The organism is Rothia santali, assembly GCF_024199905.1.
Taxonomy (GTDB): Bacteria; Actinomycetota; Actinomycetes; order Actinomycetales; family Micrococcaceae; genus Rothia; species Rothia santali.
In genome coordinates this window covers 64,129-90,648 of record NZ_JANAFB010000010.1, presented here as the reverse complement: position 1 = coordinate 90,648, position 26,520 = coordinate 64,129, and the positions used below count along the sequence as shown (strand labels likewise).

Sequence of the window (26,520 nt, the reverse complement as noted above, 5' to 3'; positions counted from 1 at the left end):
GCGGCGGGCGGCGGGAGGTTCGCGGCGTCGGCATGCGGCTAGCGCGCCGAGGGCCGGGTCGCGAGCTCGGTGACGCTGTGCGCGTCCGGGATGTGCTCGGTGGACAGGCGCTTGCGGAACACCCAGTACGTCCAGGACTGGTAGATCAGCAGGATGGGGATCCCGAAGGCCCCGACCACCGACATCACGCCCAGCGTGTACGGCGAGGAGGAGGCAGTGGCGATCTCCAGGTCGACGCCGCCCGGCAGCGTCGAGGGCAGCACGGCCGGGTACAGCGCCAGGAAGATCGCGAGCATCCCCGCGCCGATGAAGACCGCGAGCCCCGCGAAGGAGCGGCCCTCCCGGCCCGCGAGCGCCGCGGCCCAGGCCAGCACGGCGCCCAGCACCGCGAGGACCGTGAAGGTCCAGGACAGCGGGGTGCCGCCCCGCAGCTGCAGGATCAGCACCCACGCCGCGGCGGGCAGCAGGGCCACCGGCAGCACGCGGACCAGCAGGGCGCGGGCGCGGTGGCGCACCTGTCCGTCGGTCTTCAGCGCCACGAAGGCCAGGGAGTGGGCGAGGCAGAAGCCGACCATCGCGACCCCGCCGAGCACGGCCGGCCAGGTCACCCAGGCGAAGGGGCCGCCGACCCGGTCGCCGTTGTCGTTGAGCGGCAGGCCCGTGGTGGTCAGGGCGAGGGCCGCACCCACGAGGAAGGCGATCGCGGTCGAGGAGACGACCATCAGCGTGTTCCACCGGCTGCTCCACCGCTGGCCGCTGCCCTTGCCGCGGTACTCGATGGACACCGCGCGCAGGATCAGGGCCAGCAGCAGCAGGGTCAGCGGCAGGTAGAGGGCCGAGAACAGCGCGGCGTACCACATCGGGAAGGCGGCGAAGGTCGCGGCGCCCGCGGTCACCAGCCACACCTCGTTGCCGTCCCAGACGGGGCCGATCGTGTTGAGCAGCAGCCGGCGCTCCTTCTCGTCGCGGGAGAATACGCGGCCCATGAGCATGCCGACGCCGAGGTCGAAGCCGTCGAGGACGACGTATCCGATCCAGAAGAAGCCGACCACGCAGAACCACACGGTGGGCAGGACGGGCTGGTCGATGAACTGTTCGAACATGGCGCTGGCTCCTAGTAGGCGAAGGAGAGGACGTCGCGGCGGGAGGCGTCGTCGTCATCGTCGTCGTGCTCGTCCTCCACGAGCTCGGGCATGGCCGCGACCACCCCCGATCTGACGTACTTGGCGATGAGGTACACCTCGACCACCATGAGCACGAGGTAGATCAGGCACAGGGCGGCGAGGGAGAACAGCAGCTCCCAGGGCGAGGCGTTGGGCGAGACGGCCGCCTCGGTGAACATGTACACGCGTTGGTCCAGCGGCAGGTCCGGGTTGGGCGCCACCACGAAGGGCTGGCGGCCCATCTCGGTGAAGACCCAGCCGGCGATGTTCGCCCCGAACGGCGCGAGGATGCCGAACACCGCGAGCCGCATGAGCCACTTGGCCTCTGGCACCGTACCGCGCCGGGCCACCCACCAGGCGAACACGCACGCCACCGCGGCGAGCCCGCCGAAGCCGATCATGACCCGGAAGCCCCAGTAGGTGACCTCCATGAGCGGGACGTAGCTGATCGGGTCGCCGGCGCGGTCCCCGTAGAGGTCGTCGTCGGCGAGGTTGGTGCCGTACATCTCCTCGTACTGCGGCTCCAGCGTCGTGATGCCCGGGATGTCGGTGTGGAAGTTGTCGTTGGCCAGGAAGGAGAGCAGGCCCGGGAGCTCGATGATGGCGTCGACGTCGTCGCAGTCGCGGGAGCCCGGCGAGGAGACCGTCAGGACCGAGAAGGCCGTGCCGTCGTGGCAGGCGGCCTCCGCGGCGGCCATCTTCAGCGGCTGCTGCTCGAACATGAGCTGGGCCTGCGCGTGCCCGGTCAGCGCCGTCCCGGCGAAGCCGATCACGCCGAGCAGGCAGCCGAGCCGCAGCGAGCGCAGCCACAGCCGGTGGTCCGTGCGGTCCTCCGCGCCGGTCTCGAGCGAGCCGACGACGACGTTGCCGTCCGCGTCCACGGTGTCGATCCCCCGGACGCGCCGCTTCCACAGCTTGTACCAGGCGATGCCGAGCAGGAAGGAGCCGGCCACGGAGACCGAGCCGAGGATGGCGTGCGGGAAGGCGACCATCGCGGTGTTGTTGGTCAGCACCGCCCAGATGTCGTTCAGCACCGGGCGCCCGTCGACGATCTCGTACCCCACGGGGTGCTGCATCCACGAGTTGGCGACGATGATGAAGTACGCCGAGAACCAGGAGGCCACCACGGCGGCCATGAGGCACGCGGCGTGGATCCTGGGCTTCAGGCGGCCCCAGCCGAAGATCCACAGGCCGAGGAACGTGGACTCGACGAAGAAGGCCAGCAGGCCCTCCATGGCCAGCGGGGCGCCGAAGACGTCCCCCACGAAGCGGGAGTACTCGCTCCACGCCATCCCGAACTGGAACTCCTGGACCAGCCCGGTGGCCACGCCCATGATGAAGTTGATGAGAAAGAGCTTGCCCCAGAACTTGGTCAGGCGCAGGTACTCGTGCCGTCCCGTCCTGACCCACAGGACGTTGAACAGGGCCACGACCAGGCCCAGCCCCAGGGTCAGGGGCACCATCATGAAGTGGTAGACGGTGGTGATGCCGAATTGCCACCGCGCGATCTCTACGATATCCACGGTTCTCCTCGCAGACGCTGTCCACCGGCTCCGACGATGTCCGGAACCGGACTTGCCCACAAGGTAGCAAGCGCTTCTGGGAGGGTCAGCGCACTACCAGAAGGGCGTGGTTGACAGCAACGTAAGGGTGAATTTCACCCTTTGCGTCCGCGCCGCGCGGCGGAACCCCGGATTCTCAGGAGGAACGCCCCCGGGGACCCAGCAGACCCCGTGATCTCACGGCTTCCCGCTCCTCCGCGAGCTCCCGAACCGACGCGCGGAGGCGGTTTTCGACGTCGTCGCCCAACTTCACCTCGTGATTAATGTCATAGCGGCCCGCCGCGCAGGTCACGGGAAACGAGCTGATCAGGCCCTCCTGGACGCCGTGGGAGCCGTCGGAGGGGACGGCCATCGAGGTCCAGTCCCCCTCGGGGGTGCCCCGCACCCAGTCGCGCATGTGGCAGATCGCCGCGTGCGCCGCCGAGGCCACCGAGGAGCCGCCCCGGACCTCGATGATCTCGGCGCCGCGCCGGGCCACCCGCGGGATGAACTCCTCGTCGATCCACGCCCGGCCCCTGCCGTGCTCGGCGAGCACCTCGAGCGCGGGGCGGCCGCCGATCTCCGCGTGGTCGACGTCAGGCACCTGCGAGGCGGAGTGGTTGCCCCAGATGCTCACCCGCCGCACCGATCCCACCGGGGAGCCGGTCGCCAGCGCCAGCTGCGCGACGGCCCGGTGGTGGTCCAGGCGGGTCAGGGCCGTGAACCGCTCGAGGGGCACGTCCGGGGCGTGCGAGGCCGCGATGAGCGCGTTGGTGTTGGCGGGGTTGCCGACCACGACGACGCGCACGTCCTCGGCCGCCCCGGCGTTGATCGCCGCGCCCTGCGCCGAGAAGATGGCGCCGTTGGCCTCCAGCAGCTCGGAGCGCTCCATGCCCGGGCCGCGCGGGCGGGAGCCGATGAGCAGACCCGCCTGGACGCCGTCGAAGGCCCGCACCGGGTCGTCGAAGACGTCCACGGACTCCAGGAGGGGGAATGCGCCGTCCTGGAGCTCGAGCGCCGTCCCTTCGGCCGCCTCCAGCGAGGAGGGGATCTCGAGCAGCCGGAGGCGCACCGGCCGGTCCGCGCCGAGCATCTCCCCCGCGGCCACCCGGAAGAGCGTCGCGTAGCCGATGTTCCCGGCCGCGCCGGTCACGGTCACGGTCACGGGGTCGGTCGCCGCCGGGAGCGCGCTTCCGGAGGCGGGGGTCTGGTGCGGGTCCTGAGGGGTCGTCGTCATGACCCCAGCGTAGCGCGCGAGTGGCCCGGGTCACCCGACCCGGGCCACTCGACCCAGGTCGACCGGCCCGAGCCGTCCGGTCCGGGCCATCCGGCCCGGGTCATCCGGTCCGAGTTCCCCGGTCCGGGTCATCCGGTCCGAGCCATCCAACCCGGGCGCGCACCCGATCAGAGCCAGAAGGACAGGGCGAAGACCCACACGCACAGGTACGCCAGGAGCGCCGCGCTGTACGGCAGGGCCATCCTCATGAGCTGCGACTCGCTTCCGGCCCGGTCCACCGCCGCCGTGGCGATCGCGATGGACTGGGGCGAGACGACCTTCGCGGCGAGCCCGCCCGCGGTGTTGGAGGCCACCAGCAGGGTCTGCGAGGCGCCGATCTGCCCCGCCGTGACGGACTGCAGGCCCGCGAACAGGGTGTTGTTGTTGACCACCGAGCCCGTCACGAAGACGCCGATCCAGCCGATCACCGGGGAGATCAGCGGGAACGCCCGGCCGACCTCCGCGATGGCCAGGCCGAGGGTCGAGGACATGCCGGAGAAGCTCATCACGTTGGCCACGGCCATGACCAGGCAGATCATGACCACCGGGACGGCCAGCTGACGCGCCGCGCCGCCGAGCTCCTGCCACGAGGCCCGCCAGCTGATCCCCCGGGTGAACGCCGTCGTCAGCACCGCCGCCAGCAGGATCGCCGTGCCGCTCGCGGCGAGGAGGGGGACGCTCCAGACCGCGCCGACCGGGGTCGGGTCCGCGGCGACCGGCGCCACGCGCAGCACCTGCTCGTGCAGGGCGGGCATGGTCCAGCCCAGCGTGGTCCAGGACAGCGCGCCGCCCTCGCCGGTCAGCGAGTCCATGAAGGGCAGGCTCCACAGGAGGATGAGCAGCGACAGGACGTAGAACGGGCTCCAGGCGGCCACCACGCGCCGCAGGCCCGGGCGCACCGCACCGGCGTCGTCGGGCGCGGGCGCCCCCGGCTCCCGGTAGATGCCGCGGGGGCTCCAGCGCCGCATGAGCAGCGCCAGCGCGACCATCGCGGCCAGCGGCGGCACGATGTCCGCGAGCTCGGGACCCAGGAGCAGCAGGACCGCCGCCTGCAGCCCGGCGAACACGATGCCGGTCACCAGGGCCGCCGGGGCGGTCTCCCGCAGACCCCGCAGCCCGTCCATGATGGCCATGAGCATGAAGGGGACGGCCGCGGTGATCAGCACGGTCACGGCCACCATGGTCGCGGAGAGGTCCGCGACGCCGACGCCGCCCTGCTGCGCGCCCACGATGACCGGGATCCCGATGGCGCCGTACGCCCCGGCGGCGGCGTTGGCCACGAGCGCGAGCATCGCGGCCCGCAGCGGCTTGAAGCCGAGGTTGACCAGCAGCGCCGCGCAGATCGCGATGGGGATGCCGAACCCCGCCGCCCCCTCGAGGAAGCCGCCGAAGCAGTAGGCGATGAGCAGGACCTGGATGCGCTGATCCGTCGTGATCCCGGAGATCGAGCCGCGGATGACGTCGAAGTTCCCGGCGCGCACCGAGATGCGGTAGAGCCAGACGGCCATGAGGACGATCCAGCCGATGGGCCACAGCCCGCCGAGCACGCCGTACAGCCCGGCCGACGCGGCGGTGGAGGCGGGCATGCCGTAGACGAGGAGGGCGATGACAGCGGTCGCGACCAGGGAGGACACGGCCGAGACCAGGCCGGTGAGCTTGAGGACCGTCAGCCCCAGCAGGAACACCAGGATGGGGACGGCCGCCACGAGGGCGGAGAGCCAGAGGGAGCCGAGGGGGTCGTAGACCTGCTGCCACATGATGCGAGCCTTCCTGGGTCGCGCGCCCGGCCCCTGGGTGCCATCCCCGCGGGAAGGCCTGGTGACCGGGTCGTTCGCTATGACCCAATTGTACCCACTCAAACACAGGCGAAACCACATTTGGCGCTGTGACGTGCGAGGCCTCCGGCCCACCCGGCGCCGAACGCGCGCGGAGGCCGGAGGCGCGCGAAGACCGGATGCACGCGGATGCCGCACCCGGGAGCGCGCGGCCCCTCCCGAGCCTCAGGCGTCGATCTGGTCGAGGTCCAGCTCGTCGGCGTGGCTGATGATGAACTCCTTCCGGGGCGCCACCTCGGACCCCATCAGCAGCGAGAACGAGCGCTCGGCGGCCTCCGCGTCCTCGATCCGCACCCGGCGCAGCATGCGCTGTCGGGGATCCATGGTGGTCTCCGCGAGCTGGTCGGCGTCCATCTCGCCCAGGCCCTTGTACCGCTGGATCGGCTCCTTGTAGCGCTTTCCCTCGGTCTCCAGCCGGCGCAGGGTCTCGTGCAGCTCGCGCTCCGAGTACGTGTAGACCATCTGATTGGCCTTGCCCCCGCCGGTCACGACCTCGACGCGGTGCAGCGGCGGCACCGCCGCGTAGACCCGCCCCGCCTCGACCAGGGGACGCATGTACCGGTAGAAGAGGGTCAGCAGGAGGGTGCGGATGTGGGCGCCGTCGACGTCGGCGTCGGTCATCATGACGACCTTGCCGTAGCGCGCGGCGTCGACGTCGAAGCTGCGCCCCGAGCCGGCCCCGATGACCTGGATCAGGGCCGCGCACTCGGCGTTGGCCAGCATGTCCGTCAGCGAGGCCTTCTGGACGTTGAGGATCTTGCCGCGGATCGGCAGCAGCGCCTGGTAGTGGGAGGCGCGGGCGAGCCGGGCCGTGCCGAGCGCCGAGTCGCCCTCCACGATGAACAGCTCGGAGCGCTCGACGTCGTTGGAGCGGCAGTCCACGAGCTTGGAGGGCATCTGCGAGGTCTCCAGCGCGTTCTTGCGCCGCTGGGTCTCCTTGTGCACGCGCGCGGAGATCCGCGACTTCATCTCCGCGACGACCTTCTCGAGGAGCTGGGCGGCCTGCTGCTTCTCCGAGCGCCCCTTGGCGGCGAGCTGGCGGCCGAGCTCGTGCGAGACGACCTTGCCCACGATCGCGCGCGCGGCCGGGGTCCCGAGGATCTCCTTGGTCTGCCCCTCGAACTGCGGCTCGTTGAGCCGGACGTTGACGACGGCGGTCAGGCCCGCCATGACGTCGTCCTTCTCGATCTTGTCGGAGCCCACCTTGAGCTTGCGGGCGTTGGCCGCGATCTCCTTGCGCATGGTCTTCAGCAGGCCCTGCTCGAAGCCGCTGAGGTGCGTCCCGCCCTTGGGCGTGGAGATGATGTTGACGAACGAGCGGACCGTGGTCTCGTACCCGGTGCCCCAGCGCAGGGCGATGTCCACCTCGCAGTCGCGGCGGACCTCCTTCAGCTCCGAATGGCCCTTGGCGTCCAGGACCGGCACGGTCTCCTTGAAGTGGTCCGAGCCCTGGAAGCGCCAGACGTCGGTCACCGCGGCGTCCGGGGCGAGGAAGTCCACGTACTCGGTCAGGCCGCCGTCGTGCTGGAAGACCTCCTCGTGGGTGCCCTCCTCGCCGGGCGTGCCGGGCATCCGGCGGTCGTCGCGGATGCGCAGGCGCAGGCCGGGGACCAGGAAGCTGGTCTGGCGGGCGCGCTCGACCAGCGCGGCGTAGTCGAAGGCGGCGTCGGGGGTGAAGATCTGGCGATCCGCCCAGTAGCGCACGCGGGTGCCGGTGACGCCGCGGCGGGCCTTGCCCACCACTTCGAGCGCGTCCCTCTCGCCGGCGGGGGCGAACGGCGCGTCCGCGGCCGGGGACCCGGCGTCGTCGAAATGGCCGGGGATGCCGCGCTGGAACGTCATCTGGTAGGTCTTGGACCCGCGGTCCACCTGGACGTCCAGGCGGGCCGAGAGGGCGTTGACCACCGAGGCGCCGACGCCGTGCAGCCCGCCCACCGCGCTGTAGGTGCCGCCGCCGAACTTGCCGCCCGCGTGCAGCTTGGTGAAGACGACCTCGAGGCCGGTCAGCCCGGTGCGGGGCTCGATGTCCGTGGGGACGCCGCGGCCGTCGTCGCGCACCTCGACCGAGCCGTCCCGGTTGAGGACGATGTCGATGGACTGGCCGTGGCCGGCCAGCGCCTCGTCCACCGAGTTGTCGATGATCTCCCAGAGGCAGTGCATGAGGCCGCGGGAGTCGGTGGACCCGATGTACATGCCGGGACGCTTGCGCACCGCCTCCAGGCCCTCGAGGACCGACAGCTGCCGGGCAGTGTACTCATCGGTGGTGGGGGTCACGCGCGTCCTTCTCTACGTCTTGAGGTGGTTCGTCGGCGCCGAGGGCGCGACCTACAGTCTACGGCCTGGGTCGTGGGGGCGGTTCGCACGCCCACAGCGAACTGCTCCGACGAAGGGATGAAATCGGGCGTCCCCCATGTTTGCATAGGTGTACGAAAGCTGACCGAGTCCAGCGGTCGCCCCGCCACCGCGGCGGGGAAGGCGCTGGATGAGAAAGCACCACGTCAGGAGGAAGATCATGACGGCAACTCTGGAAACCCGAGGGCTGGACGCGACCGACCGTTGCGACTCCTGCGGAGCTCAGGCCTACGTCCGCGTCATCCTCGAGGCGACCGGCGGAGAGCTGCTCTTCTGCGCGCACCACGCGAGCGCCAACGAGGACAAGCTCCGCCCCCTCGCCAGCACGTGGCAGGATGAGCGGGACAAGCTGTCCCCGGCGTCGGCGTAGGGCCGACCCCAGAACGAGCGTGAGAAGGCCCCGGCCCCCTCGAGGGGGCCGGGGCCTTCTGCCTGTCCGCCGCCGCGGGGGCGGCGCGGGCTTGATCGTCAGTCGAGGTAGTCGCGCAGCACCTGCGACCGCGAGGGGTGACGCAGCTTGGACATGGTCTTGGACTCGATCTGGCGGATGCGCTCGCGGGTGACCCCGTAGACCTTGCCGATCTCGTCCAGCGTCTTGGGCTGGCCGTCGGTCATGCCGAAGCGCATGGCGACGACGCCGGCCTCGCGCTCGGACAGCGTGTCCAGCACCGAGTGCAGCTGCTCCTGGAGGAGCGTGAACGACACGGCGTCGGCCGGGACCACCGCCTCGGAGTCCTCGATGAGGTCGCCGAACTCGGAGTCGCCGTCCTCGCCGAGGGGGGTGTGCAGCGAGATCGGCTCGCGGCCATACTTCTGGACCTCGACGACCTTCTCCGGGGTCATGTCGAGCTCCTTGGCCAGCTCCTCCGGGGTGGGCTCGCGGCCCAGGTCCTGGAGCATCTGGCGCTGGACGCGCGCGAGCTTGTTGATGACCTCGACCATGTGCACCGGGATGCGGATGGTGCGGGCCTGGTCGGCCATGGCGCGGGTGATCGCCTGACGGATCCACCAGGTGGCGTAGGTCGAGAACTTGAAGCCCTTGGAGTAGTCGAACTTCTCCACGGCGCGGATCAGGCCGAGGTTGCCCTCCTGGATCAGGTCCAGGAAGAGCATGCCGCGCCCGGTGTACCGCTTGGCCAGCGAGACCACGAGGCGGAGGTTGGCCTCCAGCAGGTGGTTCTTGGCGCGCTTGCCGTCGTGGATGACCCAGCGCAGCTCCTTGCGACCCTCGGCGTCGAGCTCCTCGCGCTGCTCCTTGAGCTTGTGCTCGGCGTACAGGCCAGCCTCGATGCGCATGGCCAGGTCGACCTCCTGCTCCGCGTTGAGGAGCGAGACCTTGCCGATCTGCTTGAGGTAGTCCTTGACGGGGTCGGCCGTGGCGCCGGAGGTGCTGACCCGTTGGGCCGGCTCGTCGTCGTCGTCGGTGGTGGAGATGACGAAGCCGTTGCCGCGGGCGGCGACGGTCTTCTTCTCCTGCTTGTCCTGGTCCTCCCGGGCGTCTTCCTCGGGCTCGGCCTCCAGCTCCTCCTCGGGCGCGGCCTCCACGTCGACGATCTCGTCGACGCCGTCCTTGCCCTCGCCCTGGGACGGGCCCTTGGCGGCGTCGCCGGCCTTGGGCTTGCGGGTCGCGGTGGACTTCTTGGCCTTGCCCGCGGCGCGTGCAGAGGCGGGCTTGGACGAGGCGGAGCCCTGACGGGCGCGCGATGCGGCGGGGGCCGTGCCCTCGGCGGTCACGGTCTCCTCGGCATCCGCCTTCTTGCGTGCAACTGGTGACACTCAAAAACCTTTCATTCGGATGAGACTGCGCAAGGTGGGTAAAACACCTATGACCCTGTCAAGACCGGAAGGCGATCGCGCACGATCCACCCCGAGCTTGCAAGGCCGTTCGGAAGTCTCAACAGCGGCCCGGAGACCCTTATTCCCGCCGCCGAGAAAATGTTTGACGAGCTGGCTGAATCGGAGTAGAGGCGCCACCCCGGCACCGCCCTTGCTGTGGGCCACCGCACATTCTGCCACGGATCGCCGGGCTTCCGTGACGCGGCGCGGGGGCGCGTGCGGGGTGTGCGGGGCATACGGGGCATACGGGGCAGATGGTGAACCACGAGCCGCACACAATGAGCCCTGCGCGGGTGAGCCGTGCACCGTGCTCGGGTGCCGCTCACGGCAGATGGCGGCGGGGATGAGCGAGCCATTCGGGCAGCGGCCGCTCCGCCATACGACGCCGGAGGCCCGCGCGCCCCGCACCCACGGCCGGCGCCCCCGCCTGTTCCAGGTACAGGTCCGCCTGGCTGTTGAGGCCGGCGAACCAGCTGATGTACGCGTTGCCCAGCGCGGCCCGAGACGCCGCGGGCTCCCCCAGCGCTTCCCCGAGCGCGGTCAGCACGACCCGGAGGCCGGCGAGTCGCACAACGCTCGGTCTGGCTCCGCCGCGCCCGCGCAGAACCCGCACTCCGGCAGCTCCGTCCGCGCCCCGAGACGACGCCTGGCCGGCCCCGCCGCGCCCTGCGCACCGGCCCCGGGTCCCGGCATGCCCGGACGCGCCGACGAACGCCCGGCCGAGGAAGCCCGAGGGCCGCGCAGACGAGGGCGGCCGAGAGTCCCGCGTGGTCCAGCACCAGCCGCACCGCACCCTCCACCCCGCACCCGCCCGGCGGGCCGCGCCGCCGGGCGGGCTCGCCAGAGCCGGCGCGATTCCGGCGACGCCCCGCCCCGCGCACGGATGCCGCTCCCAGGAGGCGAGCGCTGCCTCGAGCCGGCGCACGGCTGGCAGGAGGTCCCGCCCGGCGCGGCGTTCCGAGCGGTCGACGGCGTAGAGGAGCCGTGCGGCCGCGCGGACCCGCTCCGCCACGCGCTCAGCGCTCGCCTCGCCCGTCATCTCGAGCGTTCGGTACGGTCCGGGGAGGAAGGGGTGCTCGCGCACGGCGTCGAGCCGCCCCCTCAGCACGTGCCCCTCGGCGGTGAGGGCGGCCCCGACCGGGCTCGCCAGGATCGCGTCGACCGTGCCCTCGGCCCGCGCGGCATCGCTCAGGCGCTCACCGGGCCCCGGAGCGGGCAACCGGCCCCACCGGTTCCCCGCCCGGTCGACGACCCACAGGTCGGCCACCGCGATCCCCGACGCGGTGGCCGCGGCGGCCGCGCCGAGCAGCCCGAGGACGACCCGGTCCCCGCACCGCCACGCGCCCTCCGCGCAGGCGCTGGGCTCCGGTGCCGGAGGTCGGCCTCCGGGGTGCGTTCCGCAGGAGAGCCGGGCGGGAGCGGCGTCGGACCCGCACTCGGTGAAGGCGGCGAAGAACGTCGTGACGGGCCGGCCGGGCGCCCATCCGGCGAGACTGCCCAGGGCCTCGCGCAGACCTGCCGCCCAGCCGCCCGCCCCCTGCACAGGGTGAGGGAGATCCACCCTCAGGCACGGGCCGAGCTCCCCTCCGGCGGTCGCGACCGCCACCAGGGAGGCGTCCGGCCAGTAGCCGAGGGCGTGGACCATATAGGCCATGATGTCCTCGGGGGAACGGGCCGGGGTGGTCAGGACGGGTCGCGGAGCGCGGGGAGCAGAGGTGAATCGCATGCGTCCAGGATGCGACGCGGGACGCGAGGGACCCCGCGCCGGGCGCGCGATCCGCCCCGGACGGTGGACGGGGCCTCACCGAACGGGGAAGACCGTGGCCCTGTGGACGGCACCAGGGAGGGGTCGCTCGACCCCTCCCTTCCGCGCCGCGACCTCGGCCGCGCGGGCCCTACTTCTCGTCCTGCTCGGCGAGGAACGCCTCGATGGCCGCGCCGAGCTCGTCCGCGTCGGGGATCTCGGACTCGTCGCGGGCCAGCAGGGACCGCTGGGTCTCGGCTCCCACGTTCTCGTCGTAGCGCTGCTCGAGGTGGTGCACGATGGCCTGGACCTCCTGCGACGCCGCGACCTGCTCGTCGATCTGCCGCTCAACGTCGCGCGATGCCTCGCGCAGCCGGTCGGTGGGCAGGTTGAGCTTCGTCGCGGCCCCGAGGTGCTCCATCGCCGTGACCGCCGCCTGGGGCAGCTCCGCCTCGGAGAGGTACTGGGGGACGTTGACGGTGTAGCCGACGGTGCCGATGCCGCGTTCGGTCAGGGTCATCTCGAGCACGTGCGAGGCCGAGGCCCCGATCTCCGCGATCGGCTTCCAGGCCGAGATCCCCTGGACCAGGTCCTCCCGGCTGCCGTGCGCGGTCACGGGCAGCGGCCGCGTGTGCGGCACGGGCATGGGCATGGAGGCGATCGAGGCGAACAGGCTCACCTCGAGCTTCTCGGCGATCTGGGCGACGGCCTCGCTGAACCGATTCCACTGCAGGTCGGGCTCGGGGCCCGAGAGCAGCAGGAAGGGATGCCCCAGCCCGTCGGTCACCGCGTAGAGCTTCAGCTCCGGCATCTCCAGCTCCTCGAAGTGGTCCTCGATGAACCGGACGCGGGGGCGGCGGGATCGGTAGTCGTAGAGCTGGTCGACGTCGAACTCGACGATCTCCTCGGCTCCCAGCTCGGACAGGATCTCGTCAGAGACCTGCTGGGCCGTGTATCCGGCCTCGGCGAACCCCGTGAGCGAGACGACCAGGTTCAGCCCCTTGAGGCGCGGGTCGTTCAGCAGCCCCGGGTGACCCAGGTACAGCGTGCGTGGATCCTGCATCGTGAACCCTCCTCGGGAAGACGTTGACGGTCGGCGGGGCGTTCGAGCCTCCGGCCGACATCGTGGCCGCTCCTCACGTCCGCGGACTGACGAGCGCCTACAGTGGTAACCGAAACCTCTTGTAGAGAATAACGACGGACGGGCCTCGTGTATTTCCTCGAGCTCCCCGCCCGCATGCCGACGACGAGCGGGGCGCCTCCCGGGCGGCGCCGGTCGCCGAACCCGAACCGACGAGGAGCGCTCCCCCATGACCGATTCCCACGAACTGTCCCTCTCCCTGGCCTCCCCCGACGCCGAGGGCGTCTCGACCAAGGCCCTCGTGGTCGGCGTCTACGCCGGCGAGGACGGGCCGGAGCTGGCGCCCTCCTCCCTCTCGGGGTCCGTCCGGGAGGGCCTCGAGGGAGTCCTGGAGGACCTCGGCATCTCCGGCGCGACCGACCAGCTGCACCGGCTGCCCGGCTTCGGCGACGCCGGCGCCGACGTCCTGGCCCTGATCGGCCTCGGCAAGCGCACCGAGGACACCGCCGCGCGGTGGGACGCCCTGCGCTACGGCGCCGGCTCGGCCGTCCGCCAGCTCGCGGGCCTGGGCTCGGTGACCGTGGACCTCCCGGCCCCGGGGCTGGAGGAGATCTCCGCGATCGCCGAGGGCATTGCCTTCGGCGCCTTCTACGACGCCGGCCAGCGCACCTCCGTGGAAGCCCTGGAGCGGGAGCCGGTGACCGAGGCCGTGATCTTCTCCCCGCTGCGCTCGGAGGAGGCGCACGAGGTCCTGGCCCGCGCCCTGGTGCTCGGCGAGGCGGTGGACCACACCCGCCGGCTGGTCAACGAGGCCCCCAACAGCCTCTACCCCGACTCCTTCGCCGGCCGCGCCCTGGAGCGCATCGCGGGGATCGACGCGGTGACGGCCGAGGTGCTCGACGAGTCGGCCCTCCAGGAGGGCGGCTTCGGCGGCATCCTCGGCGTCGGCAAGGGCTCGGCCAGGGCGCCGCGCCTCGTCGTCGTCGACTACGTCCCGGAGGACGCCGCGCGCCACGTCGCGCTGGTGGGCAAGGGGATCACCTTCGACTCGGGCGGGCTGTCCCTGAAGCCCGGCGGCTCCATGATGACCATGAAGTGCGACATGGCCGGCGCCGCCGCCGCGCTCAACGCCGTCGCCGCGGCCGCCGAGCTGCAGCTGCCCGTGCGCGTGACCGCGTACCTCTGCCTCGCCGAGAACCTCCCCTCCGGCACCGCCACCAAGCCCGAGGACGTGCTGTCCATGCGCGGCGGCACCACCGTGGAGGTCCTGAACACCGACGCCGAGGGGCGGCTGGTCATGGCCGACGGCCTCGCCTACGCCTCCGAGTCCGCGCCGGACCTGCTGCTCGACGTCGCGACCCTCACCGGGGCGCAGATGGTCGCCCTGGGCTCGCGCTGCTCCGCGGTCATGGGCGACGAGGAGGCGCGCGAGAGCGTGACCCGCGCCGCGCAGCGCGCCGGCGAGGAGTTCTGGCCCATGCCCCTGCCCGGGTACATGGCGCAGGAGCTGAAGTCCCCGGTGGCCGACCTGAAGAACATCGGTGCGGGCCGCAACGGCGGGATGCTCATCGCGGGGCTGTTCCTGCGCGAGTTCGTCGGGGAGGCGGACGGGAAGCGGATCCCGTGGGCGCACCTGGACATCGCAGGCCCCGCCTTCAACGAGGGGGCGCCGTTCGGCTTCACGCCCAAGGAGGGCACGGGTGCGTCGGTGCGGACCCTGGTCAGCCTGCTCGAGGACGTCGCGGGCGCGTGATCCGCTCGTGGGAGGCGGGGGGATTTTCCCACCGCCTCCCACAGTGTGAGATCACGCACCGCTGGACCGGTGTCATGGGGGCTCCAAGTGGAGGGGTGTCCCCCTGACCTATAAGCTAGACAGCGATTGAACCAACAGTGAAGGACCTGCGGGCCCCACACAACGCGAGGGAGCGACCACGTGGCCGATTCGGCAAAAGCTTTCGACATTCTGATCCTGGGCGGGGGCAGCGCGGGCTACGCCGCGGCGCTGCGCGCCGTGCAGCTGGGATTCAACGTCGGACTCATCGAAGGCAGCAAGGTGGGCGGCACCTGCCTGCACTGGGGCTGCATCCCCACCAAGGCGTACCTGCACTCGGCCGAGGTGGCCGAGGAGGCCCGCGAGTCCGAGCAGTACGGCGTCAAGCTGAGCTACGAGGGCATCGACATGCCCAAGGTCCGCGACTACAAGGACAAGATCATCGCGGGCAAGTTCAAGGGCCTGCAGGGCCTGCTGAAGATGCGCGGCGTGACCGTCATCGACGGCTACGGCAAGCTCACCGGCGAGAAGACCATCGACGTCGACGGCACCGAGTACACCGGCGAGCACATCATCCTGGCCTCCGGCTCGGTCTCCAAGACCTTCGGGCTGGAGATCGGCGGGCGCATCATGACCTCCAAGGAGGCGCTCGAGCTGGACCACCTGCCGAAGTCCGCGATCGTCCTGGGCGGCGGCGTCATCGGCTCGGAGTTCGCCTCGATGTGGCGCTCGATGGGCGTCGAAGTCACCATCATCGAGGGCCTGCCCCACCTGGTCCCCAACGAGGACCCGGCGATCATCAAGGTGCTCGAGCGCACCTTCAAGAAGCGCGGCATCAAGTACAGCCTCGGCACCTTCTTCGAGAAGGTCGAGCAGGACGAGGACTCCGCCAAGGTCACGCTGACCGACGGCAAGGAGTTCGAGGCCGACATCGTCCTCGTCGCCGTGGGCCGCGGCCCCAACACCCAAGACATGGGCTACGAGGAGGCCGGGATCACGATGGACCGCGGCTTCGTCATCACCGACGAGCGCCTGCACACCGGCGTCGGCAACGTCTACGCCGCGGGCGACATCGTCCCCGGCCTGCAGCTGGCCCACCGCGGCTTCCAGCAGGGCATCTTCCTCGCCGAGGAGATCGCGGGGATGAACCCGGTCGTCGTCGAGGACATCAACATCCCCAAGGTCACCTTCTGCGACCCGGAGATCGCCTCGGTGGGATACACCGAGCCGAAGGCCAAGGAGAAGTTCGGCGAGGAGAACGTCGAGACCTCCGAGTACAACCTGGCCGGCAACGGCAAGAGCTCGATCCTGGGCACCGGCGGCATCATCAAGTTCGTCCGCGAGAAGGACGGTCCCATCGTGGGCGTCCACGCGATCGGACGCCGCATCGGCGAGCAGATCGGCGAAGCGCAGCTGATCGTCAACTGGGAGGCCTACCCGGAGGACGTCGCGAAGCTCATCCACGCCCACCCGACCCAGAACGAGGCCCTCGGCGAGGCCGCCATGGCCCTCGCCGGCCAGCCCCTCCACGGCTGAGCGCGGACACCCCGCCACCAGACCGAATCACACTGGCACTATTCACAAGGAGAACGGGAAGACGATGTCTGAAACCGTAGAACTGCCCGCGCTGGGCGAATCCGTCACCGAAGGAACCGTCACCCGCTGGCTCAAGTCCGTGGGCGACACCGTCGAGGTCGACGAGCCGCTGGTCGAGGTCTCGACCGACAAGGTCGACACCGAGATCCCCTCCCCCGTGGCGGGCGTGATCGAGGAGATCCTCGTCGAGGAGGACGAGGAGGTCGAGGTCGGCGCCCCGCTGGTGCGCATCGGCGACGGCTCCGGCGCCTCGGGCGACTCCTCGGGCTCGGACGAGCAGGAGGAGGCCCCCGCCGAGGAGGAGGCCCCCGCGGCCGAGGAGTCCGCGGAGGAGCCCGCCGAGGCCCCCGCGCAGGTCGACTCCGCGCAGCAGGGCTCCGGCAGCGCCGAGGGCTCCGAGGGCTCCGAGGTGACCCTTCCCGCCCTGGGCGAGTCGGTCACCGAGGGCACCGTGACCCGCTGGCTCAAGGCCGTGGGCGACTCCGTCGAGGTCGACGAGCCGCTGGTCGAGGTCTCGACCGACAAGGTCGACACCGAGATCCCCTCCCCCGTCGCCGGCACCCTGCTGGAGATCAAGGTGGACGAGGACGAGGAGGCCGAGGTCGGCCAGGTGCTGGCGATCGTCGGCGCCGAGGGCGCGTCGTCGGCCCCCAGCTCCCCCGAGCCCGAGCAGAAGCAGGCCGAGCCGGAGCAGAAGTCCGAGGAGAAGCCCGCTGAGCAGCCCCAGGCCCAGGAGTCCGCTCCCGAGCCCGAGCCGGAGCAGAAGAAGGACGCCGAGGACGCCTCCCCGCAGGCGGCCCAGCCGACCTCGACCGAGAACGCCGGGTCCGCCGGCTCCGCCGAGTCCTACGTGACCCCGCTGGTCCGGAAGCTCGCGAAGCAGGAGAACATCGACCTCTCGACCATCAAGGGCACCGGCGTCGGCGGTCGCATCCGCAAGCAGGACGTCCAGGCCGCCGTCGAGGCCAAGAAGTCCGAGGCCTCCGCCCCGGCCGCCGAGCAGGCCGCTCCCGCCCCGGCGGAGAAGAAGCAGGCTCCCGCGGTCAAGGCCGACACGGAGAAGCGCGGGAAGACCGAGAAGGCCCCCCGCATCCGCCAGACCATCGCCAACCGCATGAAGGAGTCCCTCGAGGTCTCCGCGCAGCTGACGCAGGTCGCGGAGGTCGACATGACCCGCGTGGCCAAGCTGCGCGGCAAGGCCAAGGACGCCTTCGCCTCGCGCGAGGGCGCCAAGCTGACCTTCCTGCCGTTCTTCGCCAAGGCCGTGGCCGAGGCGCTGCAGCAGCACCCGAAGCTCAACGCCTCCTACGACGCGGACAGCAAGGAGATCACCTACCACGCCTCGGAGGACATCGCGATCGCGGTGGACACCGAGCGCGGCCTGCTGGTCCCCGTGATCTCCGACGCCGGCGACCTCAACCTGGCCGGCCTGGCCAAGAAGATCGCCGACGTCGGCGAGCGCACCAAGTCGGGCAAGATCGGCCCGGACGAGCTGTCCGGCGGCACGTTCACGATCACCAACATCGGGTCGTTCGGCGCATTGTTCGACACCCCGATCATCAACCAGCCGCAGGTCGCGATCCTCGGCACGGGCTCGATCGTGAAGCGCCCCGTGGTCATCACCGACTCCGAGGGCAACGACACCATCGCGATCCGGCACATGTGCTACCTGTCGCTGACCTACGATCACCGACTGGTGGACGGCGCCGACGCCGGCCGCTTCCTCTCCTCGCTCAAGAAGCGCCTCGAGGACGGCGCGTTCGAGTCGGAGGTCGGCCTGTAGGGTCGCCTTCCGCGCCCTCGCCGCGAGCCGAGGGCCCGCACGACCTGCGTCGTGGCGGCCCTCGCCGCGTCGGCCGCCCGACGCCGGCGCGATCGTGCGACGCCGGCGCGCCCGGGCGGACCCCGGCTCCGCGGGCGACGCACCGTGAGACGCCGGGATGCGCGGCGCGGGCACAGGAGTAGGCTGGACACCATGGCTTTGGACATCGAACGCGTCGGGTTCGCCCCGGACTACGTTGACTATCGGGAGGCCCTCGCCCTGCAGGAGGAGATCCACGGGCGGGTGAGCCGCAAGGAGCAGCAGAACACGGTGCTGCTGCTCGAGCACGAGCCGGTCTTCACCGCCGGCAAGCGCACCGAGCCCCACGAGTACCCGCAGGACGGCACCGACGTCGTGCCGATCGACCGGGGCGGCAAACTCACCTGGCACGGCCCCGGGATGCTGGTCGGGTATCCGATCGTCAGGCTGCCCGAGCCCATCGACGTCGTCGCCTACGTGCGGCTGCTCGAGGAGATCCTCATCGACGTCATCGCGGACTTCGGCATCGAGGGGCACCGGGTCGAGGGACGCTCCGGCGTCTGGATCCTCGGCGAGGGCATCGAGCCGGACCGGAAGATCGCCGCGATCGGCATTCGCGTCTCCCGCCGGACCACCATGCACGGCTTCGCCCTGAACTGCTCGAACGACCTCGCGGCCTTCTCGAGCTTCATCCCGTGCGGCATCACCGACGCCTCCGTGACCACCATGAGCGCCCAGGCGGGGCGGAATATCACGCCCTCCGACGTCGTTGAGCGTGTTGAGAGGGAACTGGCCGCCCAGGCGGACCGGCTCGCCGCCCAGTTCACCGTCGAACAGGAGACGGCCACCGCCTGACCGGGCACGGCCGCCACGAAGCGAACCGACTCACGCGTGCGCACACCCCCGCACGGAGACACCCAAGGAGTGACCATGACCATCGCCCCCGAGGGCCGCAGGCTTCTCCGCGTCGAGGCGCGCAACGCCGAGGTGCCGATCGAGAAGAAGCCGTCCTGGATGAAGAACACCGCCAGGATGGGCCCGGAGTACCAGGAGCTCAAGACCATGGCCCGCAGCCAGGGCCTGCACACCGTGTGCGAGGAGGCTGGCTGCCCCAACATCTACGAGTGCTGGGAGGACCGCGAGGCGACCTTCCTCATCGCCGGCGACACCTGCACGCGCCGCTGCGACTTCTGCGACATCGCCACGGGCCGGCCGGTCGCGCTGGACCCCCTGGAGCCCATCAAGGTCGCCCGCTCGATCCAGCAGATGAACCTGCGCTACGCGACCGTCACCGGCGTCGCCCGCGACGACCTCGCGGACGGTTCCGCGGACCACTACGCGCAGACCATCCGGGCCATCCACGAGCAGAACCCGAACACCGGCGTCGAGATCCTCATCCCCGACTTCCAGGGCAAGCCGGACCGGCTGGACATGATCGTCGACGCCGGACCCGAGGTCTACGCGCACAACGTGGAGACCGTGCCCCGCATCTTCAAGAAGATCCGCCCGGCCTTCACCTACGAGCGCTCGCTGGACACGATCGCCCACGGCAAGGACCGCGGCATGATCACCAAGTCGAACCTGATCCTCGGCATGGGCGAGACCAACGAGGAGGTCTACGAGGCCCTCTGCGACCTCCACGACGCCGGGACCGACATCATCACCCTGACGCAGTACCTGCGCCCCTCGCCGCTGTTCCACCCGATCGACCGGTGGGTCAAGCCCGAGGAGTTCGTCGCGCTGTCCCAGGCGGCCGAGGAGATCGGCTTCCTGGGCGTCATGGCGGGGCCGATGGTCCGCTCCTCCTACCGCGCCGGGCGCCTCTGGGCCCGCGCGATGGAGAAGATGGGGCGCCCGATCCCGGAGCACCTCTCCCACATCGAGGACTCCGGCTCGGCGCGCCAGGAGGCGAGCTCGCTGCTGGCCGCCACCTCCTAGCCGAGGCGCCGCCGACGCCGCACGGGCCGCGGCTCCCGGGACCCCTCCCGGGAGCCGCGGCCCTTCGCACGTGCGACCGGGCACGATGCCGGGCCGCACCCCGGTCTCCCGTAGAATGGTGCCAGAATGTCCCAGGCACCGATCGGTGCCGACCAGTCCCAACCACCCAGAGGAATCGACGTGGCGTCTAGTTCGGCCCGGAAGGGCAAGCTCACGCGCGAGGAGAAGCGCGAGGAGAAGCGGAAGAAGAAGGCGGCCAAGGGTCCCGGCCCCTTCGGCCAGATGAAACAGGTCTACCAGATGACCAGGAAGTCGGATCCCAACATCCCGTGGATCCTCCTCCTCGTCGCGCTGGCGGTCGTGCTCGTCTTCCTGCTGATCGGCCTCCTGGTCGGCAACTGGATCACCTTCACCATCATCGGCATCCCCGTGGGCGTCCTCGTGGCGATGATCGTGCTGTCCAGGCGGGCCGAGAGGGCCGCCTTCGGGCAGATCGAGGGGCAGACCGGCGCGGCCGGCGCGGCCCTGTCCACCCTGCGCCGCGGGTGGATCGTGGAGGAGCAGCCCGTGAACATGAACCCCCGGACCCAGGACCTCGTGTTCCGCGCGCTGGGCAAGCCCGGCGTCGTGCTCATCACCGAGGGCCCGGCCCAGCGCGTGAACTCGCTGGTGAACCAGGAGCGCAAGAAGCTCAACCGCGTGGCGCCCAACGTCCCGGTGCACGTCATCAAGGCGGGCAACGAGGAGGGTCAGGTCCCGCTGAAGAAGATCACCAAGAGCATGAAGAAGCTGGACAAGACGCTGACGATGCAGGAGGTCCACGCCGTCAACAACCGCCTGGCCTCCCTCGGCAAGAGCCTCCCGGTGCCCAAGGGCGTCGATCCCCTGAAGGCCCGGCCGGACCGCCGCGGCATGCGGGGACGCTGAGCCGACCCGCCCCGTCACAGAGCCCCGCCCCGGGAGCGACCGCTTGGGTCGCCCCCGGGGCGGGGCTCTGTCGTCTCCTCGGCGCCGCTTCGGTCCGACGTATCGCTGCGGTCCCCCGCGCCGCCTCGGTCCGTCACGGCGGGGGTGCCGGTCACAGCGGGGGTGCCGGTGACGGCGTGAGGTCGGGCGCGCCGCCGACGCCCGGCCTCAGCGGAACAGCACGAGGACGGTGCCGACGCTGCGGTCGTGCAGACCGCGCGAGTTCTCGTCCACGACGGCGACCGGGAAGACGGGGAGGATGAGCAGGCTGCGCACGGCCGCCCGGCGGAATCCGGCGGGACCGCCGGCCATGGTCTGCACCTGCATCCCGCAGACGAAGTGCCCCAGGGCGTGGCCCCCGAAGCCGACGAGCAGCGTCTGGTAGGCCCAGAAGGCCAGGGGCGCCGCGAGGGCGAGCCAGCCGTCGAGCGCGCCGAGGACCCACAGGCATAGCGCGTAGCAGAGGTACCAGTCGATGGCGAAGGCGAGGATGCGGCGCGGGAACCGGGCGATGGACCCCGGGCCCCGCTCGGGCCGCCCCAGCAGCTGGCCGGGATAGTCGGGGTACGGGCGCTCGTTCCGCGAGGGGCCCTCTGCGGCCTGCGGAGGATCTTGGGATGCGGGCATGCTCCCACAATATCCAACTCGAGGACCGCCTCACGATAGAGTGAGGGGATCGACTGCCGCGCGCCGGCGGCGCCTCGCTCCCGCCGGGGCCGTTAATGCCCCGGAAACATTCGGGATACAGGGGGGCAACCGGACGCGGCTAGTGTGACCGTTGTGAAGCACACGCGGGCGACCGTCCAGAGGTACGCGGGCGCCGGCGAGGTCGTGTCCAGCAAACTAAGGAGAGCACGGACCATGTTCCAAACCGCCCAGGAAGTTCTGACGTACATCCAGGAGGAGGACGTCGTCTTCGTCGACCTCCGCTTCACCGACCTGCCGGGTGTCCAGCAGCACTTCAACCTGCCGGCCAAGACCGTGGACGACGACTTCTTCGTCAACGGCCAGCTCTTCGACGGGTCCTCGATCCGCGGCTTCCAGGGCATCGCCGAGTCGGACATGCAGCTCATCCCCGACCCCAAGTCGGCCTTCGTGGACCCGTTCCGCGTGGAGAAGACCCTCGTGGTCACCTGCTCCATCGTGAACCCCCGCACCGGCGACCCCTACCACCGCGACCCGCGCGGCGTGGCCGAGCGCGCCGAGGCCTACATGCAGTCCACCGGCATCGCGGACACCGCCAACTTCGCCTCCGAGGCCGAGTTCTTCATCTTCGAGGACGTCCGCTACCAGGTCTCCCCCGAGTCCACGTTCTACTCGGTCGACTCCGACGAGGCGCCCTGGAACTCCGGGCGCAAGGAGGAGGGCGGCAACCTCGCCAACAAGACCGCGACCAAGGGCGGCTACTTCCCGGTCTCCCCCGTCGACAAGCAGGCGGACCTGCGCGACGCGATCTGCGTGGCGCTGGACGAGGTCGGCCTCGCGGTCGAGCGCTCGCACCACGAGGTGGGCGCGTCCGGCCAGGCCGAGATCAACTACACCTTCTCGACGCTGACCCTCGGCGCCGACGACCTGCTGAAGTTCAAGTACGTCGTGAAGAACACCGCCGACGCCTTCGGCAAGACCGCGACCTTCATGCCCAAGCCGGTCTTCGGCGACAACGGCTCCGGCATGCACTGCCACCAGTCGCTGTGGAAGGGCGGCGAGCCCCTGTTCTACGACGAGCGCGGCTACGCCAACCTCTCGGACCTCGCCCGCTGGTACATCGGCGGCCTGCTGGAGCACTCCTCCTCGGTCCTGGCCTTCACCAACCCGACCGTGAACTCCTACAAGCGCCTGGTCAAGGGCTTCGAGGCCCCGGTCAACATGGTGTACTCGCAGGGCAACCGCTCGGCCGGCATCCGCATCCCGATCACCGGCTCCAACCCCAAGGCCAAGCGCCTGGAGTTCCGCGCGCCGGACCCCTCCTGCAACCCCTACCTGGCCTTCGCGGCGCAGCTGATGGCGGGCCTGGACGGCATCCGCAACCGCATCGAGCCGCCGGAGCCCATCGACAAGGACCTCTACGAGCTGCCGGCCGAGGAGGCCAAGGGCATCAAGACCGCCCCGGGCTCGCTCGGCGAGGCGCTCGACGCCCTCGAGGCCGACCACGAGTTCCTGCTCCAGGGCGACGTCTTCACCGAGGACCTGATCGAGACCTGGATCTCCTACAAGCGCGAGAACGAGCTGCTCCCGCTCTCGCTGGTCCCGCACCCGCTGGAGTTCCAGCTCTACTACGGCGTGTAACGAGCAAAGCCGAAGGGGCCGCGGACGGTGATCACCGTCCGCGGCCCCTTCGCATGTCCGGACCGGCGGCTCGACGCCGGGGCCGCCCCGGGTCCGCCTTCCCTACCTGACCTCCACGGCGCAGCTGATGGCGGGCCTGGATGGCATCCGCAACCACCGCATCGAACCGCCGGAGCCCATCGACAAGGACCTCAGTCCTCCAGGTGCCCGTAGAACAGCTTCTCGTAGACGGCCCGCGCCCGCCGGGTGATCCGCAGGTAGTCCTCCTCGAGCTGCCCGGCGCAGTCGGGTCCGTAGCCGACCCAGCGCGCGGTCGCGTCCAGGTCGCGCCGGCTCGAGGGCAGCGAGTCCGAGGCCCGGCCGCTGCGCAGCACATTGGCGCCGCGGATGCGGGTGGCCAGGCGCCAGGCCGTCTCCAGGGTCTCGGCGTCCTCGGCCGCGACGAGGCCGCACGAGACCATCTCGGCCAGCGCGACCAGGGTGCTCGTCGTCTTCAGCGAGGGATGCTCGTGGGCGTAGCGCAGCTGGAAGAGCTGGACGAGCCACTCGACGTCGCTCAGCCCGCCCCGCCCCAGCTTGAGCTGCCGGTGGGGGTCGGCCCCGCGGGGCATGCGCTCGGCCTCCACCCGCGCCTTCACGCGGCGGACCTCCCGCACCCGGTGCTCGGGGAACTCGGCCGGGTACCGGTATGGGTCGATCAGCCGGACGAAGCTCTCGGCCAGGTCCGCCGACCCGCTCAGCGGGCGGGCCCGCAACAGCGCCTGGAACTCCCACGTGTCGGCCCAGCGCTCGTAGTACTCGGCGTAGGAGTCGAGGGAGCGGACCAGCGGTCCCGCCTTGCCCTCCGGGCGGAGGTCCGCGTCGATCAGGAGGGTCTTCTCGGCGCGGATGGCCGGCGTCGTCGGCATCTTCAGCAGCTGCATGATGCGGGAGATCAGCGCGCCGGCCTGGGCGGCGGCCTCCCGCTCGTCGGCGCCCTTCCAGGGGCGGTGGACGAACATGACGTCGGCGTCGGAGCCGTAGCCGATCTCGCTGCCGCCCTGCCGCCCCATCCCGACGATGACGAGGTCGGTCAGGGGGCGCTGGCCCTGCTGGGAGTACATCTCGCGCTCGGCGGCGCGCTGCGCGCCCAGCACGGTCACCTGGTCCACGTGGGACAGGCCCCGCATGATCTCCTCGGAGGTCAGCAGGCCGGAGGTCTCCCCCATCGCGATGCGCAGGATCTCCCGACGCCGGATGAGCCGCACCATGCGCACGGCGGAGTCCGCCTCGGTGTGCCGGGAGATCTTCGCCCGGATCTCGGTCCACAGCGCCTCGAAGCCGATGGGCCGCAGCTGGTCGTCGCGGTCGAGCCACGCGATGGACTCCGGCTCGTCCTCCAGCAGGTCGGTGACGAACCGGGAGCTCGAGAGGATCGAGCACAGCCGCTCGGCGGCCACGGAGGAGTCCCGCAGCATCTTCAGGTACCAGTGCGTCTGGCCCAGCGCCTCGGAGACCCGGCGGAAGCCGAGCAGGCCGGCGTCGGGGTCGACGCCGTCGGCGAACCAGCCCAGCAGGACCGGCAGGATGGCGCGCTGGATCTCCGAGCGCCGGGACAGGCCCCGGGTGAGCGCCTCGATGTGGCGCATGGCCCCCTTGGGGTCCAGGTAGCCCAGGGCCGCGAGGCGGTCGCGGGCGGCCTCGGAGGTCAGCGCCACCTCGGCGGCCGAGAGGTGCGCGACGGCGGCCAGCAGCGGCCGGAAGAACAGCCGCTCGTGCAGCCCGCGCACCGAGCGCTTGACCGCGCGCCAGGAGTCGAGGAACGCCGCCGGGGTGATCTTCTCGCGCTCCCCCGGGCCCTTCATGCCGCGCGCGACGACGAGCTGCTCGGCCTCCTTGGCGGGCATCAGGTGGGTGCGGCGCAGGTGCAGCAGCTGGATGCGGTGCTCGAGCAGCCGCAGCCAGCGGTACTCGCGGCTGAAGCGGGCAGCGTCGCCCCGGCCGATGAAGGAGCGCTCCGAGAGCGCCTCGAGCGAGTCGGTGGTCGAGCGGGTGCGCACCTGCTCGTCGGTGCGGCCGTGGACCAGCTGCAGCAGCTGGACGGTGAACTCGACGTCGCGCAGCCCGCCGGGCCCGAGCTTGATCTGGCGCTCCCGCTCCTCGGCGGGGATGTTGTCGGTCACCCGGTGGCGCATCGCCTGCACCGAGTCGACGAACCCCTCCCGGCCCGATGCCTCCCAGACGAACGGGACGATGGCCTCGAGGTACTCGCGCCCCAGCGCGGGGTCGCCGGCGATGGGGCGGGCCTTCATGAGCGCCTGGAACTCCCAGTTCGCCGCCCACCGGGAGTAGTAGACGCGGTGCGACTCGACGGTGCGCACGAGGGGGCCGTCCTTGCCCTCGGGGCGGAGGTTGGCGTCGACCTCCCACAGGCCCGGCTCGGGGGCGAGCCCGTTGATCAGGGCGCTGATCCGCTTGACCAGGCGGGTGCCGATCCGGTTCTGGGTCTGCTCGTCGGGGGCGGTGGTGTCGGCGTCGGCCGTCGACCCGGAGGCGTCGGGGGCGGTCCCGTCCGGCCCCGCGCCGGCCGGCCCCACGACGTAGATGACGTCCACGTCCGAGACGTAGTTCAGCTCCCGGGCCCCGCACTTGCCCATGCCGATGACGGCGAGGGCGACGTCGGCCGCCCCGGGCTCCTCCTCGGCGAGCTCGGCGCGGGCGACCGCGAGCGCGGCGTCGACGGCGGCGCCCGCCAGGTCCGCCAGGGCGGCCCCGACCGCCGGCATGAAGTCCACGGGCTCGTCGGTGCACACGTCGGCGATCGCGATGCGGGTCAGCTGCGCCCGGTAGGCCACGCGCAGCGCGACGGCGGCGTCGTCGCCGGTGAGCTCGGCGACCGGCTGCGCGGCCCCCGGATCCGAGCCCACCGCGCGGTGCAGCGCCTCGCGGTACGCCTCCGGGCCGCTGCCCCGGACGGCGCGACGCAGCTCGGCCGGATCCTCGTCGAAGACCGGGAGGTGCTCCGGGCGGCGCAGCAGGAACTCCCCCAGCGCCTCGGAGGCGCCGAGCAGCCGGTAGAGCGAGAGGGCCCCGGGCCCCTGCTCGACCCGGCGCGAGAACTCCGGGCGGTCCGCCAGGATCCGCACGATGTTCTTGAGCGCGACGTCGGGCGAGGGGCTGAACTTCAGCCCCTCCAGCAGCCGCGCGCCGTCGAGCCCCTCCAGCTCCCGGGAGGACAGCCAGCGCTGCGCCCCGCCCAGGTCGGTGAAGCCGATGCCCGCGAGCCGCTGCTTGCCGGGCACGGCGTCGGGGGACGTGGCCATCGCCGGCGTCTCGGCCATCTCGCGTCCTTCCT

18 protein-coding genes and 1 pseudogene are annotated in these 26,520 nt (G+C 71.2%); 9 read left to right on the top strand and 10 right to left on the bottom strand.

Annotated elements, in window-relative coordinates; genetic code table 11:
• Positions 1 to 38 precede the first annotated feature (38 nt).
• The 5 genes from cydB to NBM05_RS05900 form a co-directional block, all read right to left on the bottom strand.
• Positions 39 to 1,103, bottom strand: a complete 1,065-nt coding sequence (gene cydB, locus NBM05_RS05920) for a cytochrome d ubiquinol oxidase subunit II (protein WP_254165817.1) — start codon at positions 1,101 to 1,103, stop codon at positions 39 to 41.
• Between the two features lie 11 nt (positions 1,104 to 1,114).
• Complete coding sequence (locus tag NBM05_RS05915) at positions 1,115 to 2,686, bottom strand: cytochrome ubiquinol oxidase subunit I (protein WP_254165815.1); 1,572 nt, start codon at positions 2,684 to 2,686, stop codon at positions 1,115 to 1,117.
• A 175-nt stretch (positions 2,687 to 2,861) separates the two neighbouring features.
• Positions 2,862 to 3,941 carry a malate dehydrogenase gene (locus NBM05_RS05910; protein WP_254165813.1) on the bottom strand — a complete coding sequence of 360 codons (1,080 nt, stop codon included), beginning with the start codon at positions 3,939 to 3,941 and terminating at the stop codon, positions 2,862 to 2,864.
• A 167-nt stretch (positions 3,942 to 4,108) separates the two neighbouring features.
• Entirely contained in the window at positions 4,109 to 5,737 is a 1,629-nt protein-coding gene (locus tag NBM05_RS05905; RefSeq protein WP_254165811.1) for an L-lactate permease, read from the bottom strand.
• A 243-nt stretch (positions 5,738 to 5,980) separates the two neighbouring features.
• Positions 5,981 to 8,089 carry a DNA gyrase/topoisomerase IV subunit B gene (locus NBM05_RS05900; RefSeq protein ID WP_254165809.1) on the bottom strand — a complete coding sequence of 703 codons (2,109 nt, stop codon included), beginning with the start codon at positions 8,087 to 8,089 and terminating at the stop codon, positions 5,981 to 5,983.
• A 238-nt stretch (positions 8,090 to 8,327) separates the two neighbouring features.
• On the opposite strand from NBM05_RS05900, the gene NBM05_RS05895 reads away from it, so the two are divergent.
• Positions 8,328 to 8,537 carry a DUF7455 domain-containing protein gene (locus tag NBM05_RS05895; RefSeq protein ID WP_254165807.1) on the top strand — a complete coding sequence of 70 codons (210 nt, stop codon included), beginning with the start codon at positions 8,328 to 8,330 and terminating at the stop codon, positions 8,535 to 8,537.
• A gap of 98 nt (positions 8,538 to 8,635) precedes the next feature.
• On the opposite strand, the gene NBM05_RS05890 is transcribed toward NBM05_RS05895, so the two are convergent.
• From NBM05_RS05890 to NBM05_RS05880, 3 genes are all read right to left on the bottom strand, one after another.
• The gene (locus NBM05_RS05890; RefSeq protein ID WP_373689301.1) at positions 8,636 to 9,943 is read right to left on the bottom strand and encodes an RNA polymerase sigma factor; all 1,308 of its coding nucleotides are present in this window, start codon (positions 9,941 to 9,943) and stop codon (positions 8,636 to 8,638) included.
• Positions 9,944 to 10,325: 382 nt separating this feature from the next.
• A complete protein-coding gene (locus NBM05_RS05885; RefSeq protein ID WP_254165806.1) occupies positions 10,326 to 11,729 on the bottom strand; it encodes a DUF4192 family protein in 1,404 nt (467 codons plus the stop codon).
• Between the two features lie 169 nt (positions 11,730 to 11,898).
• Positions 11,899 to 12,810 (bottom strand): proteasome assembly chaperone family protein, encoded by a 912-nt coding sequence (locus tag NBM05_RS05880; RefSeq protein ID WP_254165805.1) that lies wholly within the window; start codon positions 12,808 to 12,810, stop codon positions 11,899 to 11,901.
• 247 nt (positions 12,811 to 13,057) lie between these two features.
• Between NBM05_RS05880 and NBM05_RS05875 the strand changes: the two genes are divergently transcribed.
• The 6 genes from NBM05_RS05875 (at position 13,058) to NBM05_RS05850 (ending at position 20,861) form a co-directional block, all read left to right on the top strand.
• Positions 13,058 to 14,581: a leucyl aminopeptidase gene (locus NBM05_RS05875; RefSeq protein WP_254165804.1), complete on the top strand. Its 1,524-nt coding sequence runs from the start codon at positions 13,058 to 13,060 to the stop codon at positions 14,579 to 14,581.
• 180 nt (positions 14,582 to 14,761) lie between these two features.
• Positions 14,762 to 16,135, top strand: coding sequence for a dihydrolipoyl dehydrogenase (gene lpdA, locus NBM05_RS05870; RefSeq protein ID WP_254165803.1), 1,374 nt, complete (start codon positions 14,762 to 14,764; stop codon positions 16,133 to 16,135).
• Between the two features lie 64 nt (positions 16,136 to 16,199).
• On the top strand, positions 16,200 to 17,978 hold the full coding sequence (gene sucB / locus NBM05_RS05865; RefSeq protein ID WP_254165802.1) for a 2-oxoglutarate dehydrogenase, E2 component, dihydrolipoamide succinyltransferase: 1,779 nt from the start codon (positions 16,200 to 16,202) through the stop codon (positions 17,976 to 17,978).
• 183 nt (positions 17,979 to 18,161) lie between these two features.
• The gene (gene lipB, locus NBM05_RS05860; protein WP_302183736.1) at positions 18,162 to 18,851 is read left to right on the top strand and encodes a lipoyl(octanoyl) transferase LipB; all 690 of its coding nucleotides are present in this window, start codon (positions 18,162 to 18,164) and stop codon (positions 18,849 to 18,851) included.
• Positions 18,852 to 18,926: 75 nt separating this feature from the next.
• Positions 18,927 to 19,934, top strand: coding sequence for a lipoyl synthase (lipA, locus tag NBM05_RS05855; protein WP_254165799.1), 1,008 nt, complete (start codon positions 18,927 to 18,929; stop codon positions 19,932 to 19,934).
• Positions 19,935 to 20,114: 180 nt separating this feature from the next.
• On the top strand, positions 20,115 to 20,861 hold the full coding sequence (locus NBM05_RS05850; protein WP_254165797.1) for a DUF4191 domain-containing protein: 747 nt from the start codon (positions 20,115 to 20,117) through the stop codon (positions 20,859 to 20,861).
• A gap of 207 nt (positions 20,862 to 21,068) precedes the next feature.
• On the opposite strand, the gene NBM05_RS05845 is transcribed toward NBM05_RS05850, so the two are convergent.
• A complete protein-coding gene (locus NBM05_RS05845) occupies positions 21,069 to 21,527 on the bottom strand; it encodes an RDD family protein (RefSeq protein ID WP_254165795.1) in 459 nt (152 codons plus the stop codon).
• A gap of 234 nt (positions 21,528 to 21,761) precedes the next feature.
• Between NBM05_RS05845 and glnA the strand changes: the two genes are divergently transcribed.
• On the top strand, positions 21,762 to 23,186 hold the full coding sequence (gene glnA / locus NBM05_RS05840; protein WP_254165793.1) for a type I glutamate--ammonia ligase: 1,425 nt from the start codon (positions 21,762 to 21,764) through the stop codon (positions 23,184 to 23,186).
• A gap of 100 nt (positions 23,187 to 23,286) precedes the next feature.
• Positions 23,287 to 23,379 (top strand): annotated as a pseudogene (locus tag NBM05_RS15865) (hypothetical protein); the annotation flags it as partial.
• On the opposite strand, the gene NBM05_RS05830 reads toward NBM05_RS15865, so the two are convergent.
• The gene (locus NBM05_RS05830; protein ID WP_302183729.1) at positions 23,378 to 26,506 is read right to left on the bottom strand and encodes a bifunctional [glutamine synthetase] adenylyltransferase/[glutamine synthetase]-adenylyl-L-tyrosine phosphorylase; all 3,129 of its coding nucleotides are present in this window, start codon (positions 26,504 to 26,506) and stop codon (positions 23,378 to 23,380) included. The pseudogene NBM05_RS15865 and the gene NBM05_RS05830 overlap by 2 nt on opposite strands.
• Positions 26,507 to 26,520 lie beyond the last annotated feature (14 nt).

What these genes read in the sequence shown, in the direction of transcription:
- NBM05_RS05885 (WP_254165806.1), bottom strand. Translation starts at nt 11,729, where the DNA reads ATGCGATTCACCTCTGCTCCCCGCGCTCCGCGACCCGTCCTGACCACC.
- NBM05_RS05895 (WP_254165807.1), top strand. Translation starts at nt 8,328, where the DNA reads ATGACGGCAACTCTGGAAACCCGAGGGCTGGACGCGACCGACCGTTGC.
- NBM05_RS05905 (WP_254165811.1), bottom strand. Translation starts at nt 5,737, where the DNA reads ATGTGGCAGCAGGTCTACGACCCCCTCGGCTCCCTCTGGCTCTCCGCC.
- glnA (WP_254165793.1), top strand. Translation starts at nt 21,762, where the DNA reads ATGTTCCAAACCGCCCAGGAAGTTCTGACGTACATCCAGGAGGAGGAC.
- NBM05_RS05875 (WP_254165804.1), top strand. Translation starts at nt 13,058, where the DNA reads ATGACCGATTCCCACGAACTGTCCCTCTCCCTGGCCTCCCCCGACGCC.
- NBM05_RS05845 (WP_254165795.1), bottom strand. Translation starts at nt 21,527, where the DNA reads ATGCCCGCATCCCAAGATCCTCCGCAGGCCGCAGAGGGCCCCTCGCGG.
- NBM05_RS05830 (WP_302183729.1), bottom strand. Translation starts at nt 26,506, where the DNA reads ATGGCCGAGACGCCGGCGATGGCCACGTCCCCCGACGCCGTGCCCGGC.
- sucB (WP_254165802.1), top strand. Translation starts at nt 16,200, where the DNA reads ATGTCTGAAACCGTAGAACTGCCCGCGCTGGGCGAATCCGTCACCGAA.
- cydB (WP_254165817.1), bottom strand. Translation starts at nt 1,103, where the DNA reads ATGTTCGAACAGTTCATCGACCAGCCCGTCCTGCCCACCGTGTGGTTC.
- NBM05_RS05910 (WP_254165813.1), bottom strand. Translation starts at nt 3,941, where the DNA reads ATGACGACGACCCCTCAGGACCCGCACCAGACCCCCGCCTCCGGAAGC.
- lipA (WP_254165799.1), top strand. Translation starts at nt 18,927, where the DNA reads ATGACCATCGCCCCCGAGGGCCGCAGGCTTCTCCGCGTCGAGGCGCGC.
- NBM05_RS05880 (WP_254165805.1), bottom strand. Translation starts at nt 12,810, where the DNA reads ATGCAGGATCCACGCACGCTGTACCTGGGTCACCCGGGGCTGCTGAAC.